This is a genomic window from Pseudomonas sp. PS01270, from assembly GCF_029959775.1.
Classification (GTDB): domain Bacteria; phylum Pseudomonadota; class Gammaproteobacteria; order Pseudomonadales; family Pseudomonadaceae; genus Aquipseudomonas; species Aquipseudomonas atacamensis.
Genome location: NZ_JASCPT010000003.1, coordinates 1 through 14,882 on the forward strand (window position 1 = coordinate 1; position 14,882 = coordinate 14,882).

Consider the following 14,882-nt stretch of genomic DNA (forward strand, 5'->3'; position numbering starts at 1 on the left):
AACATTAATTTAATCTGTTATCGATGAAATTAAATTTGTTATCTGCGCGCGCCCCCCCCCCCCCTGCGCGAAAAACCTACGCTACCGACTCGCTCGATCTTCGAGACGGCAACGTAGATCCAGATTTGAGATCACCGACTATGGAAATCCAAACCTGTTCTGCTATTTACCCACGCAGCTTTGACAGGGTATTCGTTGCCAATTTGGGCTATATACTCGATGGAATCTGGCTCAAATTTTTGTGCAGCCACTTTCAAGATGCTTTTAATATCTGCTGCTACCTCAGAGTCTCGACTTTGAGCATAGTTGTAGGTTTTGTGCCAAACAGTATCGACTTCATTTAGCTTTTCCCAGCCGTTGGTGCCCATGTAAGCATTGAAGTAATAGCGCTGGTTGTCGATATTTGACAGGTCTAGCGAGAGCGTTACGTGAAGCGTCATCGATGAATCCTCTAGAAAGGCTGAGGCACGGAGGCCAATTGCGTGATTTATTACTGATACCATCTATCAGCCTTTTTAGTTGTGGCAGATAATTATTGCAGACGTCAATCGCCGGATAAGTATTTTTATTCAATCTCAATTGCAATAATTTATCATTAACGCATGAGGCCGGCTCGCTTCCTGAAATGGGTTCTTTGAAGCAATTTGTAATAAATCAACGAAATTTTGACGGCATTTTTTTGAGCGAAAACAAATAACACAATTAAAGAAAAGTAGTATGGCATTTTGCCTTTTCTATGTGGTATCACTTAGGATCCAATCGACACGCAAAGGAAAATGCATATGTCTGGTTCCGGCGTCAGCTACCTGGGCCCTTCCACTCCGACCACGTCGTGTACGGCTCTCCAGTTTGATACGCAGCTCGCTTCACCGAAGGCACCCGTTGTTGCACTGTTGAGTGTCGATGACATTCTCGAAGTTGTGTTCGCCGGCCCCGGCAACCAAGTCGTGACTGCATTGTGGAACGGCGAGGAGGCAGGGGGAATCGTTGATCCCCATTTGAATCAATTGCGCAGCTGTATGACCCAAGGCGCACAGTTTGTTGCGCGCGTCCTACGCCTTGGCGGCGGCCAGGTACGCCTTCGTGTCTATCACGTCTAACTCAGAGCAAGGAGAGCTCCATGATCACCATCGTAGGAGGGGTTTACCGAGAGCGCTGCATGCGCCCGGCCTGGGACGATATTTATGGGTCGGCGGGACGTGCGGCAACGGCCATTGCGCGCTTCGGCGGAAAGGCAGAACTGCAGGCATATGTCGACAGTACCAGTGAAGTCGTCCTCGATGCCCGCGCGACCGCTGAAGGCTTCCAGTTCAACGCCGTTGCCCTGAAGGAAGGAGTGACCTTCGAATACATTCATGGCCTCTCTACTCCAGATATCCGGCGCGGGACTCAACGCAACTCGATGTTGCAGATCAATGCAGAGAAGGTACTTCGCTTTGGCATGATTGATGGCACGGCTGTCATTGAGGCCAAGTACGCAGTATTTGATCCGCAGAATGCCGACGGTCCAGAGTCCTTCAAGGCAAACGGCTCCAAAGCCGAGCATCTGGCATTGGTTTTGAACCGTCACGAGGCCCATCAATTAGTATCCGACTCGCGTGACCTTTCCCCACAGGAACTGGCCACGGCGCTGGCTAGCCAAGAAGGCGCTGAAGTGGTCGTGATCAAGATGGGGCCGTTGGGCGCCCTGGTATACGACAAGGGCTCTATTTCCCACGTCCCTGCTTACCGCACTAAGCGTGTGTGGAAGATTGGTTCTGGAGACACCTTTGCCGCTCATTTTGCGCTGGGGTGGATGGATAGCGGCCTTTCTGGTGCCCAACAACATAGTTTGACACACGCACATCAATAAAATCAGTCACTTACATGACCTTCAGCGCTCCCAAGATGACAACATAACTTGACACAACCCATGGCAATATTCGAATGACGGGATGAGTTTATAACAACATAGTTTGACACTACCCGCAGGAGCGAAGTGGTGCCGAACAAATATTTTGACACCAGTGGCTCATTGAATTCAGGGCGTAACCGGCTTAACGGAGCACGCTAGCTGAATAAGTATTTTGACAAAAATGCCCGATGCGGTCGCGTCCCCGCTTGCGATGGTTCTACGTAGCTGCAATTGGATCAAAATGACATGCCCTCAGCTACCTGAATCAGCATTTCTTCGACCCGATGTGTGCCGTGGGTTGTAGTGAGCATCGCAGTTGGATTTTTGCCCGAAAAACGGGATTTGGGTTTGGAAAGCCATTGTTTGGCCTTCCCTGCGTCCCCGAAGATCACCTCGGCCAGGGCGGTAATGTGTGCAAAGCGGAACAGTCGATCGCTCTCATCCACCGTTAAGAGCTGATTGCTGACCAATTTTGTTTTGAGCGTTTTGAGTGGAATGATTCTGTCGCGTTCTTCCGGACTTATGGTTCCAACGTCGCAAAGCGACATGATCATGCTGGCCGAGAAGCCAGCTACGATCATCTCGTGAATGTCCTGATCAGAGGCGTTTGAGGGGATATTTAGAGACGCCTCCAGCCGGATGCGGTAGGCATGATAAGCATCATCACGAAGGACTCCAGCAAACATGGGCTGCACTGATGTTGTGCCATGCGTAGGCTTCAGCACTATTGTGCCATTCGCTACCGTAATCGTTAGATCGTCTCCAACACTTACCCCCATTTTGACAAGCAATTCTGGAGGTAAATCAACGATGACATCGCCGCTACCGTCCTCAGTACTCTGGCATTTGACTATCCAACGCTCGCGTTCATTCATGATCGTCCGGCTCTCATTTCTTCATTAGAGAAGACACGTCATTATGCTCGCGCGCAGAGGTGACTCGTCATTGGATAACCGTGCATAGAGGCAATTCTTGCTGGTTATTGCGACGAGCGGCTGCGCCCTCCGGCGTATCGGCAAAGATGCCAGCGAAAAGCTCGACTGCACGCTCGCCGTTTTCACTTTCGAGTGCTACATCGGACGGTAATGGGTCTGCGACAGCCATCGGTCTAGTCAGAAAGATACTCGCCGAAGGTAAGGAAATCAGTCGTAACGTGAGTTGGTGACTTTCCATCGGCTGGAATCACCATCCAACCTAGTCCGAACCTCGACTGCTAGCGACTCAAAACCGCTGTAGACGGAAGGCCGTAATCGGCTAAGCAGCCAGTCGAGTACATCACAGGTGTACCGTTTTTTCTGACCTGCGGATTTAGTGATAATGACCGGCACGACAAAGCGTGCCGGCCAACTTCACTACTGCTGTTTCACTTTTTAATAGACACAATAGTGGCTTTGCCGCCCTCTAGCCGAAAGGAAAACGACACTCGGTCTCCTGCCGTCAGCCCTGTCAGTTGATCTTCCGTAACGGAAAAAGCCATGGTCATCGGCGGCCATTGCACAGCTGGAACAGCGCCGTGAAAGATGGTCACCGTATGCTTCGTAGTATCGATAGCCTTGATCGTTCCGTCGGCGTTGGCGACTGGAGCCTGCGTTGTTTCCTGCTTCATCTGCATGCCCTCCATTCCGTCCATTTTCATGCCCGGCATGTCCTCTGCCAGGGCAGAAAAAGACAACGCTACTACGGTGCTGGCAACTGCAATCAGGGTCAGTTTCATACGACTTTTCCTTGAGGGTTGATGGGTTCAACTGAGAGGTGGCGGCGACGCATCAGGCGATAGGCCGCCGGAATGACAAACAGGGAAAGCAAGGGTGCCGTGACCATGCCGCCGACCATGGGTGCAGCAATTCGGCTCATCACCTCGCTGCCGGTCCCGCTACCCAGCAAGATGGGTAAGAGCCAGCAATAATGACGGCCACGGTCATGGCCTTGGGTCGAACACGCTGCACGGCGCCTTCACGAATCGCCGCAACCAGACCGCGCTCAGTGCTGTCGCCGAGGTCTTCACGTTCGGCCCAGGCGTTCTTCAGGTAGAGCAGCATGATCACGCCAAACTCGGCGGAAACACCGGCCAAGGCGATAAAACCGACCCCGGTGGCGACTGACAGGTTGCGCCCTCAAGCGTATTGGCGAAGATGTCAGCGAAAAACTCGATTACACACCGGGCGTATTTACCGTCGAACGTCATATCCGTGGCAATTGGATCTGCGAACAGTGCGAAACACTGATTCAGGCGCCAGTACCGGCGCATGTGATCGACATAGTTATCCCAACCGCTGGGCTGCTGGCCCAGGTGATGATCGCCAAGTTCGCCGATCATTTACCGCTGTATCGCCAGGAAAAAATCTTCAGCCGTGCCGGCTTGGCCATACCGCGCTCGACGCTGGCGCAATGGGTCGGTGCCTGCGGCGTACAGTTGCAACCGCTGGTCGACGCCTTGCGCGACGTCGTGCTCCAACACAACGTAATACATGCCGACGAAACGTCGGTGCAGATGCTTTCAACAGGCGCCAGGAAAACCCATCGAGCGTATGTCTGGGTCTATGCCACGACACCATTTGCTTAGCTGAGCGCTGTCGTTTACGACTTCGCCCAGCCGCGCGGGTGAACATGCCCGCACTTTCCTGCACGGTTGGAAGGGCCTGTTGGTGTGCGACGGCTTCTCTGGTTACAGCGCCAGCTTTGACCTAGGCGTGACCGAAATCGCCTGCATGCCTCACGCTCGGCGCAAGTTCTTCGATTTACATGCGACCAACAAAAGCCAGTTCGCCGAAAAGACTCTTTACTACATCGCAAACCTTTACGAAGTCGAGCGTGAAGTACGTGACTTGGAAGCGGATTTACGACGCCGAATACGGCAGGAAAAAGCCGCGCCGCTCATCAATGCACTGCATGCCTGGATGATCGCGCAGCGCCAGCTGGTGCCCGAAGGCTCAGCCATCGCCAAAGCCTTGGATTACAGCCTTAAAAGCTGGACGGCGTTGACGCGCTACCTCGACGATGGCGCGGTGCCCATTGACAATAATCGGGCGGAGAACCAGATCCGACCGTGGACCATTGGGCGTTCGAACTGGCTGTTCGCAGATTCTTTACGCAGCGGCAAACGCGCGGCTGCGATCATGAGTTTGATCCAGTCGGCACGGCTCAATGGGCATGATCCGTATGCCTATATGAAAGACGTGTTGGCGCGGCTGCCGACGCAGAAGATGAGTCAGATTGACGTGTTGCTGCCGCATAAGAGGCAGCCGGCGTAATAACGTAATGAGGGTTCGGCATTGGTCAGGCTCCTTTGCGCGGGTGGTTGGTTTGTTATGCAGCGTCCATGTCGAATCTCCCGTTAAAATTGGGGGGGCCGCAGAATTCGGAAAAAATCGTACGCGAAGGTTTTCCGAATTCGGCGGGTTTCCCTTCTAGAGGTGTTCAGGCGGATTGCCATATAGCTTGAGAAGTTCTTCCACCACATCGCTATCAGAAGATCGCCATATATCTTCGTTACCTTTGTCCACCATAGAGCTCGATGATCCCAGGTACAGCCTATATTTACTGGTTAGTACTCGGTCTGCTGGAGGCGTGCGGTCCACCCGACGGTAATCCTTCTGCTCAGTGCCACACTTCCAGCCCCTGGGTGTTAGGTGCCACTCCGTCCACTCGTCACTGGTTGGCATACCGCACACCTCTGGTTAACAATCTGCTCGATTTCATGTTGTTCTTCCTTGCGTGTCACCAGATCCTACTGCTTACCGTGGCCGGCTGTCGTCACACATTCTCCCAATAATAAGGCGTGTCCTTGCTGCGTCACGGATAGGTTGCCCGAGCAAGCGAGGTGTCAGTGCCCGCGCGCATGTCTATAGGCTCGGTGCTGTTCAAAGAGGACCAAGCTATCCGCACACAAAAGCAGCTACAAATAACTTCATTGGGCACTTGACCCTGTAGTAGGTACAGGCTGTTGAATGGGGGAATTATCCTTCGCGGTAGAAGCATCATGAACCAAGAAAACAAGCTCAAGCCGGTCCTCCGTCTTCACGTGCAGAAGAAAGAAGAGTGTTGCGGATCTGACCATCAGCATGGGTCTGTTAAGGCTGCTGAACCCAGGCATCACAAAGAACATGGCCACGATCACGATCACGATCACAAGCATGCGCATGCCGATGCGTGCTGTGCTCATGGCACACTAGCTACCGAAGGTGTGGCTATTACCAAGAGCAGCCCCGCCCCGGAAGGGACTAACAGGGTTCGCTACCGCATCGATAAAATGGATTGCCCTACTGAGGAGCGCTTGATCCGAAACCGACTGGAGCCAATGGCCGGAATTGTTCGGCTCGACTTCAATCTCCTGAATCGAGAGCTGACAGTCCATCATCGGCTGGATGATCCGCAACCAATCGTCGCCGCCTTAGTCGCTTTGGACATGGGTCCGAGCCTGCTTGAGGCCGGTGCCGCGCCATCAGCGGTTCCCCCGGCCTTGAGCGCCAAACTGAAAGGATTGCTGGCCATCAGCGGCTTGGCTGCTATCGCCGCTGAAGTCATCGCGTGGACAACTGGGCAGGAAGGCTCTTGGCCGGTGATGGTGCTTGCCGCTCTTTCCATTCTTAGCGCTGGCTTGCCTACCCTAAAAAAGGGTTGGATTGCGATTAAGAACTTTACTCTGAACATTTATTTTCTGATGTCGCTGGCTGTCGTTGGTGCTCTCGTCATTGGTAAGTGGCCTGAAGCTGCGATGGTGGTTTTCCTCTTCGCTATTGCTGAAGCTATCGAAGCACTTTCTTTGGAGCGAGCGCGTAACGCGATCAAGTCGCTAACTGCGTTGGCGCCGGAAACCGCCGAAGTAATGATTGACGGTGCCTGGAAAGATCAGCCCGTGGCGAGTGTGTTACTCGGTAGTCGTATTCGGGTTCGTACAGGTTCGCGAGTACCGTTGGATGCCAGCGTCGAGTCTGGTCGCGCTGCGCTTGATCAGGCCCCAATTACTGGCGAAAGCCTTCCAGTTGATAAGCAGGTCGGTGACCCGCTTTACGCAGGCAGTATCGTTACCGACGGAGTGGTTGAAGCGACTGTGACGGCCGTAGCAGGAGAAAGCACTCTTGCTCGTATCGCTGCGGCCATACAAGACGCGCAAGCTCAACGAGCCCCTACTCAACGGTTTGTAGATCAGTTTGCACGTTATTACACCCCGGCTGTAGTGGTTCTTGCCCTGTTGGTTGCCGCGTTGGGCCCCGTTCTGTTCGCTGGTACCTGGGGCGATTGGCTCTATCAGGCGCTGGTCCTCCTAGTCATCGCCTGCCCGTGTGCTTTGGTAGTTTCAACGCCAATTACCGTTGTCAGTGGACTTGCCGCGGCTGCCAAACATGGCATTTTAATTAAGGGCGGTGCATACCTCGAAAGCGGGCGACTTCTTAAAGTTGTGGCACTCGACAAAACCGGAACTTTGACCCAAGGCAAGCCGGTACTGACTGATACCGAGCCGTTTGGTGATCTACCCATCGAAATGGCTTTGAAGATCGCTGCGAGTCTCGACGACCACAGCACGCACCCAGTGGCAAAGGCGTTGGTCAACGGCTGGAAATTACAGCAACCAGACGTCGCTCCCTTTTCGGTTGAGGACTTCGGTGTACTCAACGGTCGTGGTGTCAAAGGCGTTATTGATGGTCAATTATGGCACCTGGGCAACCACCGCTTGGTTGAGGATTTAGGTCTGTGTTCGCCTGCGCTTGAAGCCCGATTGTCATTGCTCGAAAACGCAGGAAAAACAGTAATCGTGCTTTGCGCCGCCAGAGGTCCGGTGGCGATTTTTGCTGTGGCGGACACAGTAAGACCTGAAAGCATTGCAGCCGTAACTGCTCTGAAAGCATTGAATGTCGTACCGGTGATGCTCACGGGCGACAATCCTGCAACGGCCAAGTCCATCGCCGCGCAGCTCGGTATACAGGATGCACGCGGAAACTTGATGCCGGAGGATAAACAAGTCGCCGTCGCGGAACTCAAACGCCGCTTTGGTACTGTTGGCATGGTGGGCGATGGTGTGAACGATGCTCCAGCATTGGCGCAAGCCGACATTGGTTTTGCGATGGGGGCCGCAGGGACTGCCACAGCCCTTGAAACGGCTGATGTCGCCATCATGGATGACGACCCACGCAAGATTGCTGATTTTATTAGCCTGAGTCGTCGATGTGCCTCTGTTTTGAAGCAAAACATCGGACTGGCCTTGGGTATCAAAGTTGTATTTTTGGCGCTTGCATTGTCCGGCCACGCTACGTTGTGGATGGCTGTTTTCGCCGATATGGGAGCGAGCCTGCTGGTCGTATTCAACGGACTGCGGCTACTGCGTCGGTGATACGAAAGCTGCGACTTCGTCTTCAATTACATGCCCACACAAGGAAATCAAATCATGCAATGTCCGATCTGCAAAGATACTGCCCTCGTAATGACTGAGCGCCAAAGCATCGAAATTGATTATTGCCCTCAATGCCGTGGCGTTTGGCTCGACCGAGGTGAACTCGACAAGATCATCGAGCGCAGCCAACAACAGGAGGCCGTTAGGTTTCTTCCACAGAACCCAATTCCACCCGTACAGAATGCTCCTCCAGCAGTACAACCCGGTTACAGCCAGCATGGAGATAGCCAAGCTCATGGAGATCAGCGAGGAAGTCACGGTGGCGGTTGGAGAGAAGGTGGCCATCAGAGCAGTCATCAGAGCGGCCATCAAAGTCATGGTGGACATCAAAACCCGAGTGGGCATCAGGGGCAACAGTCGTACCGCAAAAAATCATTTTTGCAGGAGATGTTCGATTAAGGCTGCGATTTCGCGCTTTGATCGGGATATACCTCGAACCAGCACCAATTGTGAAATAGGGTGTTTCATGAGATGGAACGGTTTTGGGTATTAGCTGGTCTTTATATCCTGCAATCGACTCGTAGCAAGGGTGCTACCTGGGTGGTTGGAGTTTCAGCGAGCGGCGTTTGAGGAAAAGGTTATGAGTTCAGGACACAGTCACGGCCAGGTACGCGCCGGTCACGAAAAGTTGCTGTGGATCGCACTCACCCTGACGACAAGCTTTATGGTCGCGGAGGTCATTGGAGCTTTTGTCACCGGCAGCCTGGCCTTATTATCCGACGCGGCCCACATGCTGACGGACGTTGCGGCTTTGGCGATATCCTTGGTCGCTATTCATATAGCCAAGCGCTCTGCGGATAGGAAGCGGACCTTCGGGTACGCACGATTTGAAATACTTGCAGCCACCTTCAATGCGGTCTTGCTATTTTTAGTCGCTATATACATCGTTTATGAAGCGTATCTGCGACTTAAAGTCCCGGCGGAAATCCAGTCGACTGGCATGTTGGTCATTGCGGTGTTCGGGCTCATCGTCAACCTTGTTTCAATGCGCCTACTGAGTGCTGCCAGTGGGGAAAGCCTCAATGTGAAGGGCGCTTATTTAGAGGTCTGGAGCGATATGGTGGGGTCTATTGGTGTCATCATCGCAGCTCTTTTGATCCGTTTCACCGGCTGGACTTGGGTTGATTCACTTGTCGCGGCTGGCATCGGGTTCTGGGTGCTGCCCAGGACTTGGTCATTGCTCAAGGAAAGCATGAACATATTGCTGCAAGGGGTTCCAGAGGGCATCGATATTGAGAAGGTAGAGGCAACGCTTTATGGCATTGAGGGGGTCAAGAATATCCACGATTTGCATATCTGGGCTTTGACCAGTGGTAAAAGTGTTATGAGCGTCCATCTTGTCGCTGACTCGGCTTCCCGCAGCGAGCAAGCTATCTTGGCTGAAGTAACCAGCCTTATGAGTGATAAGTTCCACATCAGCCATACTACCGTCCAAATGGAAGGATCTGATTTTCACGATCAACTGGCTGACGATCATGAGGGTATGGTCCACTAACTGAGTCGTGGTGTTTATTTAAGCTGGATGAACGTTTATACGTCGCGATACAGATCAAAAGGGTCGATTAAAATGGTCAGAAATATTTTAAGTTATTCTGGGCTGGCTTTGTTTTTGGCTTTTGTTGCGCAGCCAGCTTTTTCAACACCTGCTAATCCAGAAAGGGTATACGGGTGGATTGAGGAAGGAATACTTTTACCAGAAAATATTGCTGTGAAAGTAAAGTTAGATACAGGGGCTCTTACATCCTCGATGGATGCGAAAGACTTAGAACGATTCCGTAAAAATGGAGAGGAATGGGTTCGTTTCAACGTTAAAGTAAAAGACACAAAAACTAAGAAGGTGAGTAACGCACTCTTCGAGCGACGCGTCGAAAGAAATGTAAAGGTTCGAGGCGCCGGTGGCGCTGAACATCGTCCAGTAGTCATGATGACGATGTGCATAGGTGATAAAATTTATAAGGAAGAGTTTTCACTGAAGGATCGAGGCGACATGAACTACCCCGTATTGATTGGTCGCAAAACTTTGGGGGTCTTGGGGGCGGTCGATGTTTCACGCACATTCACTAACGAACCAAACTGTAATTAAACACCTGAATTATACATTTTATCTATACGTGCAGGGTGAATGTATTGAGAAAATAGCTCGGCAGAATTTTGCAGCTTTTTTGATGCTTGATGTGGCCGACTAAATAGTCTTAAAAAAAAGCTCACCCGGATGCTGATTTTTAGGAAGAGTTAGAAGTGGCGCCATGCAACGATTAGTAGTTGCATGGCTTCTAATCAAAGTATGCTCATACTATAGGGTCATTTTAGATCTTTCTCGCGCAGCTCCACTTATTTTGGTGTTTTCACTGATTGACGCTCAAATGTCTGCGCGAGCTTTAACGGTGTTGACGCTTTGGACTGGCAGGTACTGAACAGATCAAGCTCTGGGCGATATGATGTAGTTTGAATACCCATCAACCCCAATATAGAATGGAATAAGTTGTCATGGGACAGTGATACGTCACGCTGTTCCTTCAAACATTGGGAATCGAGGGTTTGACGCGACTGCATGTCTTTGGAGATCCAGATTACCATGGGGATACTAGTCTGCTCGCTGGGAGCCATGGCATAAGGAAGTCCGTGCAAGTAAAGCCCATTCTCGCCGAGGGACTCACCGTGATCAGAGACATAAAGCATCGCCGTATCAAAACGTTCAGCGTTACGCTTTAGCAGGTCGATCGTTTGCCCAAGTACGTAGTCCGTATAACTGAGACTGTTATCATAGGCACTGACAATGCTTTCGCGCGTACAACGTTCAAGTTGGTTATTATTGCAAACGGGCCCGAATCGTTCGAACGCTGGTGGATAGCGCTTCGAGTAGGATGGGCCGTGACTGCCTTTCATGTGTAGCACCACGATTGAATCCCGCTGCTGTTTATCCAAGTAGGCTTGTAAATCTTGCAATAAGACTTCGTCGTAACACTCGTCGGCTCTACATAATCCCAGCGTTTTTTGATTGTTCAATTTTTCATTTGGTACTCGGTCGCAAATGCCTTTGCAACCCGAGTTATTGTCTCTCCAAAGGACCGATACTCCGGCCCGCTGCAAAACGTCTAATAGTCCTTCTCTACGCAGCGCCATACCGTCTTTGTAGCCTTCTTTACCCACATCCAGGAACATGCAGGGTAAGGAAACGGCCGTAGCTGTTCCACATGAGCTGACATTGGTAAAACTTAAGACACCACGCCTGGCCAATTCCGGATTGGTATCCCGGGCATAGCCATTGAGGGAGAAGTTAGCGGACCTAGCGGTTTCACCCACCATAAGTACCGTTAGCCGTGGTTTGCGTACACCAGCAGTGGCTTCTTCACGGCGGGCATCAGCACCAATGGTTTTTAATTCGGTGGGAACTGCTAGCTGGCGACGCGTATACCCATGGATTGCCGAAACCACATTCGACGGAACCAACATCAATCGGAGTTCGCGATGGTTACGCATCAGCGATGCATAGGATTGATAAAGCGTAAATACGATGACCGCCAAGCAGGTGAGCGCTACCGCCACACCCATCAATCGATGAGCAAGTGCGCGAGACCACGATCGTTGGATCAAACGGACTCGGGTGATAATCAACCCCGGTATAACACCAAAGCCCAGCATCCACAGCAGTAGTTCCCAGTTCAGCAGGTCCGTGGCCTCGGAGCTGTCCGTCTGCATCACATTCGTTAGCATGCTGTAATCAATTACTATGCCATAGCTATTCATAAAGTAACTCGTTGCTGCCGCAACCAGCAGCACGATAGCTAGCACAGGTTTTATCAAGCGTCCCCAGGCCATCACGCTGAGCAATACGTATAGCCAAATCAACACGAACCAAGGCAGGCTAAGCACGAATATGGTGTTTCCGTCCTGTAGGCCTCCCACGCCTTGCCAGACAGCTCGCCAAAATGGCCAGTTACTAAACAATAGAAGCCAGGTTGAAACTGCAAGAATTAACTGATTACTACCGAGTGTGATTTCCCAACTGCGAATTGGTACTTTGTTATTCATGGGTACTCCGGAATATCTCGACGTATCCAGGCGCGAACTGCCACCGGAGTGTCACTACGTTTTAGGTAAGAAAAAATCGCCAATGGCGCGGTGCAACTCGTGGATGCACCAGTGACCCTGAACGTTCTCGTCAGCTAGTTGGCGATCTGCGACTAGCCAAACCGCCAGACACCCCAAACTGATGAAAATCTTTTTCATGAGGTCCCCCCCCAAGCAAGCGACGTGGCTGTAGATCTGCTCGATTCGTCCTTGAACACCAGTAGTTGTGCTGAAGCGAAATACTGGGTGCGGGGCCGCGTAGACTTTGTTGCTCTGTTGGCCGTCGAGCGCTTGTCTACAGCGAGGCGGATTTCGTACCGCAGGCGTAGCTTGGTGACGTTGTGCAGATCACGAGACTGATAGGTGCGGCTGGCCGCCGACGAAATACTTTTTAGTTTGCGGCCGAAGGACAAAATCGGTGTTGAAGCGCCCACCAGGGTCAACCGCTTCCGGATGCTGGTCATCCTCGTTCCGCCAGACATTGCGAACTCTGAACTGAAATCAGACCTTGCTGTGCACGCATGACGCACACTTTCGGCGTCCGACGGAGCTTTACGTTGGTGGTGTTCGAATTTTCGCGGAAGGCTTTGGCATCCATTAGTACTGGATAAGGGATCAAATCAGTCTGTTGGTGCCCCGTTTGGACAGTTTGGATATCCCACTGGACATCTACGGGGCTTGGGTTATTGAGTAATGCGGTTTGGGGTTTTGTCCTAGCCTCGACGTGGGCTTCCTGTCGCGACGCCGTCATCAACGACGAAACACGAGACAGTGGACCAGCCGCCCACAACATTTTTCTAATGCGAGATCGCATAACGAGATTTACGCCCCCAAAGCGCACTGTTTCTTTGTTCACTAATAAATATTTGATGGTCTAAAAAACTGCGAGCATCGATTTCAGGTGTCTGGATTCGATCAGAAGTCGCCCCGTCCGCAGGATCCTATGATGCGTAGATTTTTTGCACACTCAATGTACTGCTGAGCAGTTATCAGAAGGGTGACTGAAGAATTACAAATTTGTTATAAGCCCATCTGCTGCGGACAATTAGTCTAAGATCTATTTAGTGTGGTGGTTTGTATGTTTTACGTCGATTGCGTAGCGGAGCCTCGATAATGCGTGATAAATTCTTACTGACTAAAATCGATCAATGCAAATATGTTGGAATTGGTTGGTGAGTGAAGTTATCTGTGCGCGTATATGGAAGTTTTATTATTTAGTATCGAGATTTTATGAAAAATGCGTATTTTGATAATAGAAGACGAGCTGAAAACCGCCCATTATTTACATCAGGGGCTGACTGAAAGCGGATTCGTCGTTGATTGCGTCGCCAGCGGAATCGATGGCTTACGCTTAGTATCCCAACAGGCTTATGATCTTGTAGTGCTCGACGCGAACCTACCGCAACGTGACGATTGGGGTCTACTTGTAAGCATTCGCAAGGTCATCATTGCGCCTATCATGATACTTACCGTTAAAGGTAGTCTGGAGGACAAAATCAAAGGGTTCGACCTAGGCGCCGACGATTACATGGTCAAACCAATTGAGTTTCCAGAACTGTTGGCCCGAGTACGTACTCTGATGCGTCGCACTGAATTGTCGGCATTGCCCGATGTGCTGTGTGTCGGCGACCTGGAACTCGATCTGGGCAGACACCGTACCTGTCGCGCCAAGCAGCGGATTGAACTGACCAACAAGGAGTTCGCCTTGCTACACCTCTTGATGCGCCAGACTGGTACGACGCTGTCACGCAAGCAAATCATGTCCTCTGTCTGGGGGCTGAATGCTGATTGCGACACCAATGTTGTTGAAGTAGCAATGAGAAGGCTTCGGGCTAAGATTGATGACCCTTTTGACAAGAAGCTAATCCATACCTTGCGTGGTGCTGGATATGTTCTCGAAACGCGTGATCAATGAGCCCTCTTAATCCTTCGAATTTTGAAATTGTGTGAAATAATCGACATTCAATTTAAATTCAGAATGCACAAATATTTGCTCTAATAGTCAGTTTTATAGGATTCCCCAATGGCTCCTGGGTGGGACGGTACTGCGCCTGGCTGATTTTGATACCTCACTAAGCTTTTGAGGCTAACGGGTGGAAATTACAAATAAGTAATTTTTCTAAAATGAGTCAGAAAGGTTTATCTCGTTAAACTTACGTAAGTTTAACAGCTTTGTAACCACTTCAAAGAGACTCTGCGATGAGCGCTTTAAAATTAAGTGCTGTTGCGCTGACGCTATCATTGTCTTCGATAACATTCGCTGAAAGCCGTGGTGATCGCAACGACAACGCCATGGAAGCAAATCAAAAAACAAAGGCAGCCTACGCAGCCCAAAAAGGCAAGACAGCTCCTGAAGTTCAGAAATATCGTGATGGAATGAAGCTTGATATCGCAAAAATGGTGAGTACGACCCCACCAATTCGCTCTTGCAACATTGTACCTTTTCGAATGACCTATGAGGACTCAGCTGGAAAGCTTCACACTATTGAATACCAAATTATGGGTGTGTGTCGTAACACGCACGAATGA

The 14,882-nt window shown here is 51.1% G+C and carries 13 protein-coding genes and 2 pseudogenes; 9 read left to right on the forward strand and 6 right to left on the reverse strand.

Going from position 1 to position 14,882, the window contains the following annotated elements; translation table 11 throughout:
- Positions 1 to 131: 131 nt before the first annotated feature.
- A complete protein-coding gene (locus QMX86_RS01615) occupies positions 132 to 440 on the reverse strand; it encodes a hypothetical protein (RefSeq protein ID WP_217879008.1) in 309 nt (102 codons plus the stop codon).
- A 342-nt stretch (positions 441 to 782) separates the two neighbouring features.
- On the opposite strand from QMX86_RS01615, the gene QMX86_RS01620 reads away from it, so the two are divergent.
- Positions 783 to 1,100, forward strand: coding sequence for a hypothetical protein (locus QMX86_RS01620; RefSeq protein WP_217879009.1), 318 nt, complete (start codon positions 783 to 785; stop codon positions 1,098 to 1,100).
- 20 nt (positions 1,101 to 1,120) lie between these two features.
- A complete protein-coding gene (locus QMX86_RS01625; protein ID WP_282382504.1) occupies positions 1,121 to 1,852 on the forward strand; it encodes a PfkB family carbohydrate kinase in 732 nt (243 codons plus the stop codon).
- 278 nt (positions 1,853 to 2,130) lie between these two features.
- Here QMX86_RS01625 and QMX86_RS01630 read toward each other — a convergent pair whose 3' ends face one another.
- From QMX86_RS01630 to QMX86_RS01640, 3 genes and pseudogenes are all read right to left on the reverse strand, one after another.
- Entirely contained in the window at positions 2,131 to 2,769 is a 639-nt protein-coding gene (locus QMX86_RS01630) for an antitoxin Xre/MbcA/ParS toxin-binding domain-containing protein (protein WP_282382506.1), read from the reverse strand.
- A 488-nt stretch (positions 2,770 to 3,257) separates the two neighbouring features.
- Positions 3,258 to 3,608: a copper-binding protein gene (locus QMX86_RS01635; protein ID WP_282382509.1), complete on the reverse strand. Its 351-nt coding sequence runs from the start codon at positions 3,606 to 3,608 to the stop codon at positions 3,258 to 3,260.
- Positions 3,605 to 4,002: pseudogene (locus QMX86_RS01640) on the reverse strand (efflux RND transporter permease subunit); the annotation flags it as partial. The gene QMX86_RS01635 and the pseudogene QMX86_RS01640, both read right to left, overlap by 4 nt.
- Here QMX86_RS01640 and QMX86_RS01645 point away from each other — a divergent pair.
- From QMX86_RS01645 to QMX86_RS01665, 5 genes and pseudogenes are all read left to right on the forward strand, one after another.
- Positions 3,999 to 5,145: pseudogene (locus QMX86_RS01645) on the forward strand (IS66 family transposase); the annotation flags it as partial. The pseudogenes QMX86_RS01640 and QMX86_RS01645 sit on opposite strands and share 4 nt — an antisense overlap.
- A 1,310-nt stretch (positions 5,146 to 6,455) precedes the next feature.
- Positions 6,456 to 8,222, forward strand: coding sequence for a heavy metal translocating P-type ATPase (locus QMX86_RS01650; protein WP_282382676.1), 1,767 nt, complete (start codon positions 6,456 to 6,458; stop codon positions 8,220 to 8,222).
- Between the two features lie 90 nt (positions 8,223 to 8,312).
- The gene (locus QMX86_RS28340) at positions 8,313 to 8,681 is read left to right on the forward strand and encodes a zf-TFIIB domain-containing protein (RefSeq protein WP_348776221.1); all 369 of its coding nucleotides are present in this window, start codon (positions 8,313 to 8,315) and stop codon (positions 8,679 to 8,681) included.
- A gap of 181 nt (positions 8,682 to 8,862) precedes the next feature.
- Positions 8,863 to 9,777, forward strand: a complete 915-nt coding sequence (locus QMX86_RS01660; protein ID WP_017341666.1) for a cation diffusion facilitator family transporter — start codon at positions 8,863 to 8,865, stop codon at positions 9,775 to 9,777.
- A gap of 72 nt (positions 9,778 to 9,849) precedes the next feature.
- A complete protein-coding gene (locus QMX86_RS01665) occupies positions 9,850 to 10,365 on the forward strand; it encodes an ATP-dependent zinc protease (protein WP_090470184.1) in 516 nt (171 codons plus the stop codon).
- Between the two features lie 248 nt (positions 10,366 to 10,613).
- Here the strand turns inward: QMX86_RS01665 and QMX86_RS01670 are convergent, their stop codons facing one another.
- Positions 10,614 to 12,314 carry a phosphoethanolamine--lipid A transferase gene (locus QMX86_RS01670; RefSeq protein ID WP_282382530.1) on the reverse strand — a complete coding sequence of 567 codons (1,701 nt, stop codon included), beginning with the start codon at positions 12,312 to 12,314 and terminating at the stop codon, positions 10,614 to 10,616.
- Positions 12,315 to 12,508: 194 nt separating this feature from the next.
- The gene (locus QMX86_RS01675; RefSeq protein WP_282382532.1) at positions 12,509 to 12,817 is read right to left on the reverse strand and encodes a hypothetical protein; all 309 of its coding nucleotides are present in this window, start codon (positions 12,815 to 12,817) and stop codon (positions 12,509 to 12,511) included.
- Positions 12,818 to 13,590: 773 nt separating this feature from the next.
- Here QMX86_RS01675 and QMX86_RS01680 point away from each other — a divergent pair.
- Both QMX86_RS01680 and QMX86_RS01685 read left to right on the forward strand, forming a co-directional pair.
- A complete protein-coding gene (locus QMX86_RS01680; protein WP_017341670.1) occupies positions 13,591 to 14,268 on the forward strand; it encodes a heavy metal response regulator transcription factor in 678 nt (225 codons plus the stop codon).
- 284 nt (positions 14,269 to 14,552) lie between these two features.
- Positions 14,553 to 14,882 carry a DUF2790 domain-containing protein gene (locus QMX86_RS01685; protein ID WP_282382535.1) on the forward strand — a complete coding sequence of 110 codons (330 nt, stop codon included), beginning with the start codon at positions 14,553 to 14,555 and terminating at the stop codon, positions 14,880 to 14,882.

Coding starts and splice junctions, on each gene's coding strand:
- QMX86_RS01615 (WP_217879008.1), bottom strand. CDS start 440: ATGACGCTTCACGTAACGCTCTCGCTAGACCTGTCAAATATCGACAAC.
- QMX86_RS01620 (WP_217879009.1), top strand. CDS start 783: ATGTCTGGTTCCGGCGTCAGCTACCTGGGCCCTTCCACTCCGACCACG.
- QMX86_RS01625 (WP_282382504.1), top strand. CDS start 1,121: ATGATCACCATCGTAGGAGGGGTTTACCGAGAGCGCTGCATGCGCCCG.
- QMX86_RS01630 (WP_282382506.1), bottom strand. CDS start 2,769: ATGAATGAACGCGAGCGTTGGATAGTCAAATGCCAGAGTACTGAGGAC.
- QMX86_RS01635 (WP_282382509.1), bottom strand. CDS start 3,608: ATGAAACTGACCCTGATTGCAGTTGCCAGCACCGTAGTAGCGTTGTCT.
- QMX86_RS01650 (WP_282382676.1), top strand. CDS start 6,456: ATGGTGCTTGCCGCTCTTTCCATTCTTAGCGCTGGCTTGCCTACCCTA.
- QMX86_RS28340 (WP_348776221.1), top strand. CDS start 8,313: ATGACTGAGCGCCAAAGCATCGAAATTGATTATTGCCCTCAATGCCGT.
- QMX86_RS01660 (WP_017341666.1), top strand. CDS start 8,863: ATGAGTTCAGGACACAGTCACGGCCAGGTACGCGCCGGTCACGAAAAG.
- QMX86_RS01665 (WP_090470184.1), top strand. CDS start 9,850: ATGGTCAGAAATATTTTAAGTTATTCTGGGCTGGCTTTGTTTTTGGCT.
- QMX86_RS01670 (WP_282382530.1), bottom strand. CDS start 12,314: ATGAATAACAAAGTACCAATTCGCAGTTGGGAAATCACACTCGGTAGT.
- QMX86_RS01675 (WP_282382532.1), bottom strand. CDS start 12,817: ATGACCAGCATCCGGAAGCGGTTGACCCTGGTGGGCGCTTCAACACCG.
- QMX86_RS01680 (WP_017341670.1), top strand. CDS start 13,591: ATGCGTATTTTGATAATAGAAGACGAGCTGAAAACCGCCCATTATTTA.
- QMX86_RS01685 (WP_282382535.1), top strand. CDS start 14,553: ATGAGCGCTTTAAAATTAAGTGCTGTTGCGCTGACGCTATCATTGTCT.